Raw genomic sequence first — 14,850 nt, forward strand, 5'->3', positions numbered from 1 at the left:
CCTGACTGGCTCGTCGAAGGCAAAAAGGGTCATGTGTTCGCCGTGGTTGGGTCAGGGTTTGCGGGTCAGGGCCAGCAGGGCCATGGCCACCTGTTCCCGCCAGAGACCGGGGGAGAGGTCCCAGCGGTCCATGGCTTCGGGATCCGGGTCCCCCTGCATGGCGGATTTCAAGCGTCGGAGATCGCTGTGGTCGTATAGCCAGGATGCGTAAGAGCTGTCCGCCAGGAAGGTGGAAGGGGTGGCGTCCGGGTGTTCGCGCATCAGGTCGAGGAGGTGGTCGTGGTCGCGGGCGTACATAATACCTCTATAGTTTGGGGCCGAAGGCTAAAGGTCAAGGGTAAACAGGGTTAAAGGGCCAAAGGCTAAGGGCTAAAGGTTAAAGGCCAAAGGTTGAGGGGATCAGGACGACTCGGGGACAATGGTCACGGTGGCCACGTACTCCTGCACCGCGGTGACGGTGAGGTGGAAGATGCGGGCTCCGTTCAAGGTGACAAAGGGATTGTCCGGGCAGTCGCAGAGGCTGGCGAACTCGGGGCCTACGGCCTGGGTGGGCTCTCCTTTGCCTGCTTTTTTGATGGCGGCCAGGTAGGTGTCGAACCGTTGCTTCAGGGTGTCGAAGTAGTCCACGTCCGCTCCGGTGGTGAGGTGCAGGGTCTCGCTGAGGGTCTTGGAGAACTCGCGGATAATGAGCCAGAACCGTTCGGCCAGGGCATCCTTCTCTTTTTTGCCGTCCATGTAGACGCTGACGGCCCACCCCGCGCTGATGATTTTCAGGAGCTGCAGTTCATACTCCACGGTTACCTTCTTGATGGTGTCGTCTTCGGGCAGGGTGGCCAGGAGCTGCTTGAGGTCCTCCCGGTCCACGGCAAAGGCCGCCAGGTTTTCGCTCATGGTTTGAAGGGTTTCGTCCCGTTTTTCTGCTGTGGACATGGGGCTCCTTTATTCGGCGTCGGCAAGGACCACGGCCCGGATGGGCGCGGGGTAGCCTTCCACGGTTTTGGTGGGGTCCTCGGGATCGAGGAACATTTCCAGCGATTCGGTGGTTACCCAGTCGGTCTTGCGCTGCTCGGCAAGGGTGGTGGGGGAGACGTTAACGCAGCGGATGTTGGTGAACCCGGCACGCTTCAGCCAGTTGGCCAGACACGGGACCGTGGGGATGAAAAAGACGTTGCGCATCTTTGCGTAGCGATCCTCGGGGAAGAGGGCGGTCTCGGAGTCGCCCTCGATGATCAGGGTCTCCATGACCAGCTCGCCTCCGGGGCGCAGACAGCTGCGGATCTCCCGCAGGGTATCCACCGGAGACTTGCGGTGGTAGATGACCCCCATGCAGAAGATGGTGTCGAAGTAACGGCCCATGGGGGGCAGCTCTTCCATCTTTGCGGGGATGAAATAGAGGTCCGGGATCTGGAGGTATTTCTGGAGGGCCAGGTACTGGAAGTAGAAGAGGATCTGGGGGTCGATGCCCAGGACCATCTCGGGCTGGCCTGCGGCCATGCGGAACATGTAGTACCCGGAGCTGGCTCCGATGTCCAGCACGCGCCGCCCTTCAAGGGGGGCGATGTGATCCGCCAGCCGGTCCCATTTGACGTCTGAGTTCCATTCGGTGTCGATGTCGATGCCGAAGAGGCCGTAGGGGCCCTTGCGCCAGGGCCTTAAGTCCTGGAGTCCGGTAAGCAGGGCGTCCATCTCCTCCGGGGCGTGGTCGTCCCTGGGGATCACGCTGACCCGCCTGCCCGTGATGTCGATGCCTTCTCCGAACATGTCGGGCAGGGCCTCCACAATGGCGCGGAATTTCTTTTCATTGCCGAAGTCTCGGCCCACCAGGGCCATTTTCTCTTCGATGAGGGCGGAAAGGCCCTCCCGGGCCGGCTCCAGGCCCAGTCGTGTCAGGTCGTGCAGCAACGCGTCCATCTTTACGTCTCTTTCTCGTCTTTCATGCAGATAAAACTGGTGAAGTGAAACCACTTCTGCCAGATGTCCACCTTGGTGAAACCGGCGGCGTTGAACCGCGCCGTATGGGTCTCCACGGTTTCGGGGATCAGGACATTCTCCAGGGCATCCCGCTTCTGGCTGATCTCCAGGTTGGAGTAGCCGTTCTCCCCTTTGAACCGGTAGTAGAACTCCTGTTGCAGGTCCGTGAGCACCTGCTCTTCATGGATCACCTTTTCGGTGATGAGCAGAATCCCGCCGGGGGTCAGGGCGTCGTAGATCCGTGCGATGAGGGCATCCCGCTCGGCAACGGGGAGGAACTGCAGGGTGAGATTCAGCACCACCACCGAAGCGGCCTCCAGATCCAGATCCTGGATGTTGGCCCGGATGAGCTCGATCTGGTCCCCAGCCGGATGGTTGTCCAGGCGCTCCTGATAGATTTCCAGCATGGGGGCGGAGTTATCCACGGCCACCATGCGCAGGGGGCGCTTGCCCATTTCGTGGAGCAGGCGCATGCCGAAGTTGCCGTTTGAGCAACCCAGGTCGATGATCGACGTGTTCTCCTTATAAAACCGGGCGGCGAGCTGGGCCTGTCGTTTCACCGTCTCCCGGTAGAGGGGCACCGAGCGGTGGATCATGTCGTTGAAGACCCCGGCCACGTTTTCGTTGAACTCGAAGGGTGGCACGGAGGGCAGCTTTTTGGAGTAAATCGTGTCCTGACTCATATGTTCTGACTCATGGTCTCGTGATGTCCTTGGTGCACCGGATTTCCGGAAAACGAAATAAATAGAGCGGAAACCGGCCTGCAGGATACGGGGAGGATCCATCATTAATAGTTGAAAAAAAAGGAAAACCGATTCATGATGGAAAACCGCAACAGACCTTTATTACCAATCGCAAGGCGGGTGTCAAGGAGGATTTGGGCCGCACTTACCATTTGAAATCGGGGGAGACCATGCATATCTGGCATCAGGCAGTGACTCTTGAGGAGGTAAAACCCGTTGTGGAGGTGGCCATGCTCCGCCACCTTGGAATTGAGCTGGTGGCCATGGGCGATGACTGGCTCAAGGGCCGCATGCCCGTGGATGATCGGACACGTCAGCCCGCCGGGCTCCTCCACGGGGGCGCCACCTGCGTGCTGGGCGAATCCCTTGCCAGTATTGCCTCTGCCCTGTGTGTCGATTTAAACACCCACGGGGTGGTGGGCACCGAAATCAGCGCCAGCCATATCCGCAGCGCCAAAGATGGCTGGGTGTACGGCACCTGCAGGCCCTTTCACCTGGGGCGCCGCAACCACGTCTGGGACGTGCGTGTCACCGACGGCGAGGATACCCTGATCTCGGCCATCCGCATGACCGCAGCCATCCTTGCGTATTGACAGACCCAGGTCCAAGGCTATGTTCCTTTAGCCTTTAGCCTTTAGCCTTTAGCCTTTAGCCTTTATTAACCCCTTCCCCTGTTTCTATGGAGCCCCCATGGTACGAATGAAACGCGTGACATTGAAAATAAGCGGTGTGGTTCAGGGCGTGGCCTTTCGTTACCACGCCGTGGCCGAGGCCAGGCGCCTGGGCGTTACCGGCTGGGTCCGAAATGTTTCCGATGGTACGGTGATGGCACTGGCCGAAGGCGAAGCCGCCGCAGTGGATACTTTCATGGGCTGGTGTCGCATCGGGCCACCCATGGCAAAAGTCGATGGGGTGAAGGTGACCACCTCGTCCTTTGGGGGGGAGTTTGAGGGGTTTGAGGTGATTGGGTAAGAGATAGTGAGTAGTGAGTAGTGAGTGGTGAATAGTGAGTGGGTCGAAGCTTTGTGACAATGCCTGTCTATGCATTCGGGTTATCCGACGAAGTGGCACAAAAGCTGTTATTCACGGGCGAAGCCCGTCAGCAAATGTGAAGGGGCGAAGCCCCGGATCATTTGCGAGCCTGGGGTCCAGGGGATTTATCCCCTGGCCGCCGGAGGCAGGCTTTTTAAACAAAAACCGGGTGCTCCCTGTGGGAGGCCCGGTTTTCTGCGTTCTGCGATGGAACGTGTTGTGAGGCGCCGGATTGTGGGGGATGGCGCCGTGTGATTTTTTTACCTGTGGGACGGCTCCGGTTCCGTCGAAAGGGCGAGTGCCCTTTCGGGCACTCGCCGGGGAGGAGGAACCTGTGGGCCGCAGCCCCTGGTTTACTGGATGGAGATCTGTTTTCCGGCGGGCTGAACCGCCTTGGGGATGGTGATGTGCAGCACCCCGTTTTTAAATTCTGCCTCAATGGTCTCCGGGTCGGTTTTGGGGGAGAGGCGGAACGCGCGCTCAAAGCTTCCGTAGAATCGTTCCCGGCGGTAGACGGTTTTGTCGTCGCTTTCCTCTTCGGTCTTGCGCTCACCTTTCAGGGTCAGGACGCCGTCTTCCACGTTGATGGTGATGTCCTTTTTCTCGATGCCCGGAAGGTCGGCCTTGATGACCACGGTTCCGTCCTTTTCAAAGATGTCCACCTCGGGGCTCCAGTTTTTGGCCGTGTTGGAGAGAAGGCGCCCGGAGTCGTTGAAAAAATCGTCGAACATACGGTTGAGGCGGCTGTTGACGGAAGGTGCGGTGGCAAAGGGGTTGAATCTGACAAGTTCCATGATGTGTCCTCCATTGTTGTGTGTTGTACGTGTCATGCTTTTTTGTTGCTTGGTGTTTCTTTCGTTTGAAACAAAAATAGTCATGATCTGATTCGTGTCAACAAAAGAATATGATATTTTTTTGTCATTACCAAAAACGTAATTAGATTAAAGGTAATGAGAATGACGAATGCCGTGATCTTTGGTATAGAAAGAAGAGGAGGTCATATGAATAAAAAGAACGATCCATTGAACAGGATGGCACATCCCGGCGGGGCATCCCTGCGGGACCTCATGGGCAAACAGTCCGTGCGGGCCACCTTCCGCATCTCGTCACGGGCCATCGAGTCCATGGCCGTGGTGGCGGAACACTTCGGCATCAAACAGAAATCCCTCTTCGATCACCTTGTGGAAGACGCAGAGGCCCTGAACGCCATTGCCGACAGCTTGTCCGCCGACGCCATGAAAGAGGTGCCCCGGGTACAGAAAACCTTTGTGATTAGCCGCAGGACCCTGGATGCCCTGGAGATGGCCTCACGCCGGTTCGGCGCTCCACGGGATGCCCTGGTGGAGTTTTCTATCCAGCGGCTTGGCGAGCTCATCGAAGGCGAGCGTCAGCGCCATGCCGTGCGAAAGGCCCTTTTAAAACGGGTGGAGGAGAGAAAGGCCCTGTTCCACGGCTCCCTGTCGGAGTCGGTTCAGGCACTGGGCGAGGCCGATCCCTTTGTGGAGCGCCTGGCCAACATTTGCGGGCACCTGGAACACGCCGTGGACGATTTGAAGGCCCTGGTAAAACGGGGGGAGGGTTTGGAAGGATTATGATGGAACCTCACGCCTTCAAGGGCCTGGGCCCGGTGAACCCTTTTTCGTTGACCTATGACGCCTTTCGTCACGCCATGGTTGAGCGCCTGGGGCTGGACCGGTACGCCTCGGCCGAACTTTACACCATGGCCGTCCGGTCGGGTGCCGTGGACACCTCGGCCCTGACGCGTCTCCCCCGGCGGGAAGGCCTAACAGAGGCCGTGCATGGGGCCCTGGCCTTCCCCGCCCCTGAACTGGTGACCGTTAAAGAGGCCGACGGCGTGGTGAAGTTCACCATCCGTCTCCACGACGGCCACGAGGTGGAGTCCGTGGTGCTCCCCATGCTGAACCATTACACCCTGTGCGTCTCGTCCCAGGTGGGGTGCAAGCGGGGCTGTCTTTTCTGCACCACGGCCAAGATGGGGTTCGTGCGGGACCTGACGCCCACGGAGATTCTGGACCAGCTCTATGTTGCCCGCCATGTGCTCTCCTACTCCATTCAAAATATCGTCTTCATGGGCATGGGAGAGCCCCTGGACAATCTGGATGCCGTGGCCGAAGCCATCGGCGTCATGAGCGATCAGCGGGGCTTTGATATCCCCTTAAAACGCATCACCGTCTCCACCGTGGGCAGCGCCGAAGGCATCCAAAAACTGGCAGGCTCACCTGTTTCATCGGTGAACCTGGCCGTGTCCGTCAACGGGGCAACCGACGAGATTCGCTCCCGCCTCATGCCCGTGAACCGGAAAACCCCTTTAAAAACCCTGGTGGAGACCCTTGCCAGGTATCCCTTTGCCCGAAAAGGGGCGCTTTTTGCCGAGTATATCGTCATCGAAGGGGTCAACGACAGCGAAGAGGACGCCAAGGCCCGGGGTAAGTGCTCCTTGCCCCCCTTGCCGTGCGCTACAACCTCATCGGGTTCAACGCAGGCCCCGGAGCCCCTTCCTCCACCTGCCAGGAGGCCGTGGAACGCTTCCGTGACCTTCTCGTGCACGAAGGCGCCTACGTGCGCATCCGCGCCTCAAAAGGCCGTGATCTTGTGGCGGGGTGCGGGCAGCTTGGAAAAAAAGCCGGGCCTTCCATAGGTTAAGATCGAGAGCAAAAGCAAGCCTCCGGCGGCCAGGTGGGGGCACCTGGAAACCCTATGGCGAATGCATGGTGGTAGCCATTCTGCCCGCGTTATCGGGGCATTCGCATGGGGGGGGACATGTGGCAGCCGTTTTTGCAGGAGAGGCTTATTTTATTTTTTTGGAAAAACGATGGAAGGGGCTTGCTTAGCCCGGATATTTTTATTCGAAAGGTAACTCTGGTTACCCTATGACTGAACGCCGCTGTGTTTCCTACGAAGAATGAGGGGAAAACACAGCGAGAACCTGTTTTCAAGGTTAGACCATATAAAAGGCAGATACTATGAAACGAATCGGAGCCCATGTGAGTGCGGCGGGGGGCGTGGAGAACGCCCCGTTGAATGCGGCGGCCATCGGGGCCACGGCCTTTGCCGTTTTTACCAAGAACCAGCGGCAGTGGAAGGCCAAGCCCCTTACGGAGAAGAGCATTGCCGCCTTCAAGGCCAATTGCGAGGCCAACGGGTACCTGCCGGAGCATATCCTGCCCCATGACAGCTACCTCATCAACCTGGGGCACCCCGAGGCCGAGGCCCTGGCCAAGTCCCGGGACGCCTTTGTGGATGAGATGGCCCGGGTCCATCAGCTGGGCCTGGACCGCCTCAATTTTCATCCTGGCAGCCATCTGAAGAAGATGGACGAGGCGGACTGCCTTACGCGCATTGCAGAATCCATCAACCTGGCCCACAAAGAGGTGCCCGGGGTGTGCGCGGTCATTGAGAACACGGCAGGCCAGGGCACCAACCTGGGGTATCGCTTTGAGCACCTGCGGGACATCATCGACAAGGTGGAGGATAAAACCCGCGTGGGCGTGTGTCTGGACACTTGCCACGCCTTCACTTCCGGGTACGACCTCCGAACAGCCGAGGCGTGTGACGAGACCTTTGCCCTTTTTGAGGAGGTTGTGGGCTTTTCGCATCTCATGGGCATGCACCTGAACGACTCCAAGCCCGAGCTTGGCAAGAGGGTGGATCGCCATGCGTCCCTGGGCAAGGGGATGCTGGGCCTTGAGGTGTTTCGCTACATCATGAACGACCACCGGTTCGAGGAGATCCCCATGGTTCTGGAGACCCCGGACAGCGATATATGGAGCGGAGAATTATTACTTCTCCGCTCTTTCTTATAGAAAATATTTCATAAAATTAAATCTCTCACTCGGGATGCAACGGACCCTCTCCACGGAAATGTGGAGGGGTTTTTTGTTACCTGAACAGGGTGACATGCTCCAAGTGTTCACTGGTGGATCGCAATGGGACAGGACAATGGAAAGCCTTGAAGGACAGGGGGTTGTGGCTGCTTTTGTTGGGTAGTTATACGGTTGACGAAAGGGGGAATGCTATCTCGTCTCTTTGAAGTGTTTCTTTATACTGACCATTTTTACGTCGATTTTTTTTACCGGAAGTTAAAAAAGTCTGTACAGCCATGACGTGTTTTAGTAATATCTCGTTTTTGGTTAGGGTTGTTTGAATGAAAGTAGAAGGAAAGAGGTTGGAAATGGTGACAACAAAATTGTGTTCAAAGTGTGGTGAGGAGAAGCCGATTACAGAGTATTATCGGCAGAAAGGTGGGAAAGACGGACTCCGTGCGGCATGCAAGAAATGCTTCATCAAGGCCAATACTGAGTACAGGGCCAGGAGCAGTGATAAGCTCCGGATGGGATCGAAAGAGTATTTTCGAAACCTGAAAAAAATCAAGGCCAGCTACGAATATGAGACAGTGAATTAATATTCTGGTCAGTTGAAGGCATGAAAAACGTCGCATCCCATGGGATCTCCAATCCTTGTGTGGGTCCCGTGGGAATGCTAATAAACTTTTGGCTAAGAAATTTTTTGATCAAATTTGTTTCTTGTGTCTTACTTTATATAGATAAACATGTCATGGCGTTGTGTGCTGACTCTCCGACCTTTACGAGTTCGGGGCGGCACCGGGCCCATGGTCTGCGTCTCTGCCCTCGTCCCACCATTGCCTGTTGGCCGATTGGGTCATCCTCCCTTGCCCTTAGCGGCGATCCCCTTCTGTATTTTCCATTTTAAACAATAACGAACCCATCAGGTACAATCAGGTCATACCCCTGCATCTGGTTTTCGTGTTTTGGCTTTGGTGTGGGCACAGGGCTGCTGGGCGAGGTGAAGGATGCCTGGGGGGGCAGGGTTGTGAGTGGAACAGGCAGGGCGCCCGGCAGGCCATGGGGATGGCTGCCGGGCGTAAGGCGGGTGGCGCTTGTGCGCTCACAAGGGTCAGTAAACGTCCCGGGTGCCCCCGTAGGTGAGGAGTTCCGGGGGTCTTCCGGCCGTGGCCTTGACCTTTTTCTCCTTGAGGCTCCGGATGGTGTAGTGGGTGCGGATCATCTTCCGGAAGTTGGCCGGGTCAATGGGTTTTTCCAGAATCGCTTCGTAGATGCACCGCAGCTCAGTCCAGGTGAACCGTTCGTCCAGAAGGGCAAAGGCGATGGGAGTGTAAGAGATCTTGCCCTTGAGACGCTCGTGAAAATCGGAGAGGACCTGCCGGTGAAACGGGGACAGGTGCGGCGCGCTTTGGGCGATGACCTCTCCCAGGGGAAACCAGTCGCCGTGTCGGGAGGCCACGGCTTTTTCCGGCACCAGGGCAAAATAGCTGGTGACCAGGTGACGGGATTCGTCGTAGGTCTTGAGCTGTTCCATCCATGTTTGGGTCAGGCCGGTCATGGTGGAGAGGATGCGCGTGGCGCACACCTCCAAATCCCCGCCTTCCGACGGGGTAAAGGGGAGAAAGGGAAGGGCCCGGAGGTCAGGGCGCCCGGGTTTGGGGGGCAGGAGGACCTGGATCTCTCCGTCGGCAAAGGCGGCAATGACCATCTCCACGGAGACCGTGGGCAGGGGGCAGGTGGTCTTGGCGCTGTAGACACTCGGCTCACTGCCAGCTTTGGTGGCGTGCCACTCGCCCCCTTCGGGAAGGGGGACAAGGTCCTCTTCGTGGGAGAGGCTGTCCACCATGCGGGCAAAGGGGGTGGTGAAGTATTTGCCGTAGACGTCGGAATCGTCGATGTGCAGCTGGATTCCGTTTCGTCGGCAGTATTCGGCCTTGGACCGGTTCCAGATGCGGTTGTCCATGTAGGGGTTGCCGTCGATGTAGGTCACCTCAGTGCCCCCCTGCTTGTGGTGGGTGGTCACGGAAAAGAGGTGGGTCCAGGCGAGCCCCAGCTGATCCTTCAGGTAGTGCTCCAGGGACCGGGTGTGCTCGGTTCCCGTGATGATATGGACTTCATGCCCGTGGGCCACCAGCTCCCGGCTCAGCCTGGAGAAAAAATCGGGGAAGGTGTCGGCCACCCCGTGGACATCGATGCCCAGCCTGATGATATCGTCCTTATGGTTCATGCGTTTAATCAATATCCTCGCTGGTGGCGGCGGTACGAACCCCGGCCGCAGCCATATCGGTGAAAAAAGTGTCGCTCAGGTGTTCAAAGCCAGCAACCGGGCTCATGGCGTCGGTGAGAAGAACCACTCTGGGCGCAAGGTCGGGCCGGGCGGAGACCAGGTCCCGGACGCTGTCGGCCACGCAGTGGGAAGAGGCTTCCCCTGCCACATAGATTTCATCAAACCCGGAGAGGTCGTCCAAAAGCGACCGGTGGAACACGGATGCAGGGTCGCCTTCCCGCTCGACCTTGGGCCGGAAGATGGAGAAGTGCTCCGTGTATCGTGAGGCGCCCTTGGGGAGCATCACCAGGTCGGTGTGTCGGTTGGCCCATCTGCTCAAGATGGTGTCCAGTGGGTGGTACACCCCATGGCCCCAGGTTCCCAACAGGCAGTGGGGAGGCCAGATCACATGGGTGTCGCAGGCCTCCATGTAGGTCTGGCTCCACGCCTGATCTTCATCGTGTGCCGCCTTCCAGTCACCGTTTTTCACCGCGTCGGCGGTGATGACGGTGAAGGGGGTCGGCGGGTTGCCGGAGCGGTCCTGCCACCATGCAGGGTGGGCAATGTGCATGCGGTTGTGGGAATCCAGGGTGACCACCACGCGGGAGAAGGCGTCGCCGTTCATTTCGATAAAATCGGTAAGGCGCTCCATGTCCCGGCTCGCACCTTCCACGAACAGCTCCCCGGTGGGGTCGCAAAACGAGTTCTGGGGATCGATGATCAACAGGATACGTTTCATGTCTCTTCTCCTCATGCCGTTTTTTTTAAAAGGGCCCACCGCGGCTTGTGTCAACTCTTGCCGAACACCCGCTTCATGTAGGCCAGGTAGCCCTTGTCGTCGCACATCTGTTTGCCCGGAGAGTCGGAGAGCTTGGCAACGGGGGTGTCCTGGCATCGGGTCATCTTGATGACGATTTGAAGGGGTTCTCCCACCACGTCGTTGGTGAGGTTGGTGCCGATGCCGAAGTAGGTGATGAGGCGATCCTTGAAGTGGCGGGCGATCTGGATGGCCCGGGGAAAGGTGAGGCCGTCGCTGAAGACCCCCACCTTGGAGGACGCGTCGATGCGCAGGCCCTTGTAGTGGGTGATGAGGTCTTCGCCCCAGGCGATGGGGTCCCCGCTGTCGTGGCGGCACCCGTCGAAGAGCTTGGCAAAGTACATGTCAAAATCTTTGAGAAAGGCCTTGAACCCGGCCACGTCGGAGAGGGCGATGCCCAGGTCTCCGCGATACTCCTGGGCCCAGTGCTCCAGGGCAAATTTCTGGCTGTCCACAAGCCGGGGCCCCAGAGCCTGGCAGGCCATGAGCCACTCGTGGGCCATGGTGCCCACGGGGGTGAGGTCATACTTCCAGGCGAAATAGACGTTGCTGGTGCCCATGAAGTTGTCCGGGAGGGCGTCTTTGAGGGTCTTGATGATGGTTTCATGCCAGTCCCGGGAGTAGCGGCGGCGCGTGCCGAAGTCGGAGAACTTCAGGGGCAGGCCCTTGCTGTTTTCCGACTGGACGAGGTCGATCTTTTCTTCCAGTCTGGAGAGCCCCTCGGAGAGGTCGGCGTCGGGGTGGTTGTGGCGGAAGTAGAGCTCGTTGATGATGGCAAGGACCGGCACCTCGTATAAGATGGTGTGGAGCCAGGGGCCCTTGATCCTCAGCACATAATCATCCCCTTCCATTTCCGATGTGATGAATTCGCGGTTGAGCTGGAACAGGCGCAGAAACTCGATGAAATCACGCTTGATAAAGCGCAGGCTCTGGAGGAAGTCCAGCTCGTCCTTTTCAAATCGCAGACAGCAAAGGTGGTCCAGTTCTCGGTCTATTCCGTCGATGACGGGGGCAAAGTCGATGCCCAGGTTGCGGCAGCGGAACTCATACTCCACCTCCGCCCAGGGAAACTGATGAAGAACGCCCTGCATCATGGTGAGTTTGTACAGGTCGGTGTCCAGCAATGATTGAATAATCGGGGTTGTCAACGGATGGATCTCCACATGTTGTGGCGCCGAAAAAGGCGGCAAGCTCTCAAGGGGGGCCCTGCGGGGTCTCCCGGAGTCAAACTCCGCAGCGTGCTGCGGAAGGGCGAATGCATCGAGCCCGGATGGCCGTTTTGCAGCCGTTTCAACCGGGTTGATGGTTGTTGGGTATCATCCGGGCGTTAGCCAAAGGTATACCCACTGCAATAAATGTCAAGGCGAATTTATGTCATTTATACCAAAAATATAACCTTGAAGGGGCCAACCGGCAAACTCAACGCCTGGTGGTTGTTTTGGCTCCTTGTCGATGAACACACTCAACCCGTGAAATATCCGCGTTATGCCTCGGTGGAGAGCATCTCATTGATCCCCGCGGCGGCCTGTCTGCCCTCACCCATGGCGAGGATGACGGTGGCGGCACCCAGAACAATATCTCCGCCTGCAAAAACCCGGTCGATGGAGGTTTTGCCCTGGTCATCAACGAGGATCTGACCCTTTTTATCGGTGGCAAGGCCCGGTGTGGTCTGGCGGATCAGGGGGTTGGACGCATTGCCCACAGCGATGATGACCGTGTCGATGTCCATGGTGAATTCGCTGCCTTGGATGACCACAGGGCTTCTGCGGCCTGATGCATCGGCTTCACCCAGTTCATAGCGCTGGCACTCGAGGCCCCTGACCCATCCGTTGTCGTCGGGCAGGATGCGGGAGGCGTTCTGGAGATAGTGGAAGGTGACCCCTTCCTCCTCTGCATGGAGGACCTCCTCCGAACGTGCTGGCATCTCTGCTGCCGTGCGGCGGTAAATGAGGTGAACCTCTTCGGCTCCCAGGCGCAGTGCGGTACGGGCTGCATCCATGGCGACGTTGCCACCACCGAGTACGGCGACTTTGCGGGACTCAAAAATGGGCGTGGACGCACGCTGCCGGTCGTAGGCCTTCATGAGGTTGGTGCGTGTGAGGTACTCGTTGGCGGAGTAGACCCCGACGAGGTTTTCTCCTGAAATGTTCATGAAACGGGGCAGGCCTGCGCCCGTGCCGATGAAGAGGGCATCGAAACCGTCTTTTTCAAGGAGGTCGGTGAGCTTGCGGGTGCGACCGATGACAAAGTTGGTTTCAAGGGTGCACCCCATCTCGAGAAGGGTCTCGATCTCTTTTTGCACGATCTCCTTGGGAAGCCGAAATTCCGGAATGCCGTAAAGCATCACTCCCCCGGGTTTGTGGAACGCCTCGAAGAGGACCACATCATGCCCCTGGCGGCGAACGTCTGCAGCAACGGTGAGACCGGCAGGGCCGGTGCCGATGATGCCGACTTTTTTCCCGGTGGAAGGCTTGACAGGGGGCGTTTCGATGAGGTTGTTCTGGCGCTCCCAGTCGGCCACAAAGCGTTCGAGGCGGCCGATGTTGACGGCTTTGTCCGTGGATTTCATGGCCTTGCCCACGGTGCAGGGGGCCTGGCACTGGGTCTCCTGGGGGCAGACCCGACCGCAGACCGCGGGCAGGAGGCTGCTCTCTTTGATGGTGGCAACGGCGCCCTGGTAATCCCCGTCGGCAATGCACTTGATGAAACCGGGGATGTTGATGTGTACCGGGCACCCTTGAATGCACGGGGCGTTTTTGCACTGGAGGCAGCGTTCTGCTTCGATTTTGGCCTGCTCGGGCGTGTACCCCAGCGCCACCTCGCCCATGTTACGGCGGCGGACGGATGGAGCCTGGGACGGCATCTCCTGCATGGGAAGGGTCAGCCGTGATTTTCGGGTGAGGTTTTCGGGCAGTGCCTTGAGGGCTTCCAGGGCCTGTTCCTGCAATGTTTCGGGGGAAATATATGTCATGGGCTTAATCCTGATGGCCGACCGTGCGGCCGATACGGCATGTGTGCTCTTGGGTTTTGTATGTTCCGAGTCGTGAGGTGAGGTTGTCGAAGTCCACGAGGTGACCGTTGAATTCCGGACCGTCCACGCACACGAATTTGGTCTCACCGCCCACCGTGACACGGCATCCCCCGCACATTCCGGTGCCGTCTATCATGATGGCATTGAGGGAGACGTCCGTTCGGATGTTGAAGGGCTTTGTGACGGCGCAGCAGGACTTCATCATCATGGGCGGCCCTATGGCGATGGTGAAGTCGGGTTTTTCCGTTTGCTCGCAGAGCTCTTTGAGGGGTTCCGTGACCCATGCCTTGCGCCCGGCAGACCCATCGTCGGTGCAGACAATCACCTCGTCTGCAAGCTCACGCATGGGCTCTTCCAGGATGAGCAGGTCCTTGTCCCGTGCACCCAGAATGACGGTGACATGGTTTCCCGCCTGTTTCAGGGCCAGGGCGATGGGGTAGAGGGGGGCAATGCCGATACCGCCACCCACACAGACGACCCTGCCGAAGTGTTCAATGCGGGTCGGGGTGCCCAGGGGGCCTACGAGATCGGAAATGTCATCGCCTGCTTTCATTCGGGCCATGCGCGAGGTCGTTTCCCCCACGGCCTGGAAGATGAGGGTGATGGAGCCTTCCCGGGTATCCGTGCCTGCAATGGTGAGGGGAATCCGTTCCCCGAAATCATGGTCGATCTGAAGAATGATAAACTGACCGGCCTTGTGCTCCTGAGCGATGAGCGGTGCTTCAACCCGCATCAGGAAAACGGTCTCCGAGAGCTGCTCTTTGTAAAGAATTTTATTCATGGGTTCTTATCATGTTGTGTTGGTTTTATGCATAAGGGCCTGGATGAAAACCATGCCCAACAAAACGATGCCGGGCGAATCAACCCTGACGTTGGCGTTCACCTTGCCATTGGCTGTGTGTATCGTTTCATCGGGGTAAGCCCTGAGTCTTCCATTTAAGGGGATGCAGTATAATGGAACAAATGGGCCATGGGAATAGAGATTACAGGAAATATCATGCCTATTCCTGCCTGCCTTTATCGGTGGGCTCTCACGTGAGGTTTGTTTCGGGTGTTCAATGCACTCCAGATGTATCGCACCCACAGCCTTGGGGATGAATCAAGGTAACTCTTCAGCTCAAAAAAAACAGCCTCCGGCGGCAAGGTGTGCCACCTTGAAAGCAGGT

At 58.0% G+C, this 14,850-nt stretch carries 16 protein-coding genes; 6 read left to right on the top strand and 10 right to left on the bottom strand.

From position 1 onward, the window contains the following. Nucleotides 1-51: 51 nt before the first annotated feature. From ACOYW2_RS05215 to cmoA, 4 genes are all read right to left on the bottom strand, one after another. Complete coding sequence (locus ACOYW2_RS05215) at nucleotides 52-297, bottom strand: hypothetical protein (protein ID WP_482421998.1); 246 nt, start codon at nucleotides 295-297, stop codon at nucleotides 52-54. 102 nt (nucleotides 298-399) lie between these two features. Then, the gene (locus tag ACOYW2_RS05220; protein ID WP_482769650.1) at nucleotides 400-930 is read right to left on the bottom strand and encodes a hypothetical protein; all 531 of its coding nucleotides are present in this window, start codon (nucleotides 928-930) and stop codon (nucleotides 400-402) included. A 9-nt stretch (nucleotides 931-939) separates the two neighbouring features. Continuing rightward, the gene (gene cmoB / locus ACOYW2_RS05225) at nucleotides 940-1,911 is read right to left on the bottom strand and encodes a tRNA 5-methoxyuridine(34)/uridine 5-oxyacetic acid(34) synthase CmoB (RefSeq protein WP_482769651.1); all 972 of its coding nucleotides are present in this window, start codon (nucleotides 1,909-1,911) and stop codon (nucleotides 940-942) included. A gap of 2 nt (nucleotides 1,912-1,913) precedes the next feature. Further along, nucleotides 1,914-2,654 carry a carboxy-S-adenosyl-L-methionine synthase CmoA gene (gene cmoA / locus ACOYW2_RS05230; RefSeq protein WP_482769652.1) on the bottom strand — a complete coding sequence of 247 codons (741 nt, stop codon included), beginning with the start codon at nucleotides 2,652-2,654 and terminating at the stop codon, nucleotides 1,914-1,916. A gap of 230 nt (nucleotides 2,655-2,884) precedes the next feature. On the opposite strand from cmoA, the gene ACOYW2_RS05235 reads away from it, so the two are divergent. Both ACOYW2_RS05235 and ACOYW2_RS05240 read left to right on the top strand, forming a co-directional pair. Next, entirely contained in the window at nucleotides 2,885-3,307 is a 423-nt protein-coding gene (locus ACOYW2_RS05235; RefSeq protein ID WP_482417146.1) for a hotdog fold thioesterase, read from the top strand. Between the two features lie 97 nt (nucleotides 3,308-3,404). Beyond that, nucleotides 3,405-3,686, top strand: a complete 282-nt coding sequence (locus ACOYW2_RS05240) for an acylphosphatase (protein WP_482417145.1) — start codon at nucleotides 3,405-3,407, stop codon at nucleotides 3,684-3,686. A 413-nt stretch (nucleotides 3,687-4,099) separates the two neighbouring features. On the opposite strand, the gene ACOYW2_RS05245 is transcribed toward ACOYW2_RS05240, so the two are convergent. Beyond that, a complete protein-coding gene (locus ACOYW2_RS05245; RefSeq protein ID WP_482769653.1) occupies nucleotides 4,100-4,540 on the bottom strand; it encodes an Hsp20/alpha crystallin family protein in 441 nt (146 codons plus the stop codon). A 207-nt stretch (nucleotides 4,541-4,747) separates the two neighbouring features. On the opposite strand from ACOYW2_RS05245, the gene ACOYW2_RS05250 reads away from it, so the two are divergent. From ACOYW2_RS05250 to ACOYW2_RS05265, 4 genes are all read left to right on the top strand, one after another. Continuing rightward, nucleotides 4,748-5,341, top strand: a complete 594-nt coding sequence (locus ACOYW2_RS05250; protein WP_482417143.1) for a hypothetical protein — start codon at nucleotides 4,748-4,750, stop codon at nucleotides 5,339-5,341. Further along, nucleotides 5,338-6,405: a radical SAM protein gene (locus ACOYW2_RS05255; protein WP_482769654.1), complete on the top strand. Its 1,068-nt coding sequence runs from the start codon at nucleotides 5,338-5,340 to the stop codon at nucleotides 6,403-6,405. The genes ACOYW2_RS05250 and ACOYW2_RS05255 overlap by 4 nt, the downstream gene beginning before the upstream one ends. Nucleotides 6,406-6,730: 325 nt before the next feature. Beyond that, nucleotides 6,731-7,570 carry a deoxyribonuclease IV gene (nfo, locus tag ACOYW2_RS05260; protein ID WP_482769655.1) on the top strand — a complete coding sequence of 280 codons (840 nt, stop codon included), beginning with the start codon at nucleotides 6,731-6,733 and terminating at the stop codon, nucleotides 7,568-7,570. A gap of 341 nt (nucleotides 7,571-7,911) precedes the next feature. After that, on the top strand, nucleotides 7,912-8,169 hold the full coding sequence (locus ACOYW2_RS05265; RefSeq protein WP_180145791.1) for a hypothetical protein: 258 nt from the start codon (nucleotides 7,912-7,914) through the stop codon (nucleotides 8,167-8,169). Nucleotides 8,170-8,681: 512 nt separating this feature from the next. Here the strand turns inward: ACOYW2_RS05265 and ACOYW2_RS05270 are convergent. From ACOYW2_RS05270 to ACOYW2_RS05290, 5 genes are all read right to left on the bottom strand, one after another. Next, nucleotides 8,682-9,797: an NUDIX hydrolase gene (locus ACOYW2_RS05270; protein WP_482769656.1), complete on the bottom strand. Its 1,116-nt coding sequence runs from the start codon at nucleotides 9,795-9,797 to the stop codon at nucleotides 8,682-8,684. Between the two features lie 4 nt (nucleotides 9,798-9,801). Next, entirely contained in the window at nucleotides 9,802-10,575 is a 774-nt protein-coding gene (locus ACOYW2_RS05275; RefSeq protein WP_482769657.1) for a cysteine hydrolase family protein, read from the bottom strand. A 50-nt stretch (nucleotides 10,576-10,625) separates the two neighbouring features. Further along, the gene (gene pncB / locus ACOYW2_RS05280; protein ID WP_482769658.1) at nucleotides 10,626-11,801 is read right to left on the bottom strand and encodes a nicotinate phosphoribosyltransferase; all 1,176 of its coding nucleotides are present in this window, start codon (nucleotides 11,799-11,801) and stop codon (nucleotides 10,626-10,628) included. A 335-nt stretch (nucleotides 11,802-12,136) separates the two neighbouring features. Further along, entirely contained in the window at nucleotides 12,137-13,624 is a 1,488-nt protein-coding gene (gene gltA, locus ACOYW2_RS05285) for an NADPH-dependent glutamate synthase (RefSeq protein ID WP_482769659.1), read from the bottom strand. 4 nt (nucleotides 13,625-13,628) lie between these two features. After that, a complete protein-coding gene (locus ACOYW2_RS05290) occupies nucleotides 13,629-14,465 on the bottom strand; it encodes a sulfide/dihydroorotate dehydrogenase-like FAD/NAD-binding protein (protein ID WP_482769660.1) in 837 nt (278 codons plus the stop codon). Nucleotides 14,466-14,850: the final 385 nt, after the last annotated feature.

The organism is Desulfoluna sp. CLI2B (assembly GCF_056847375.1).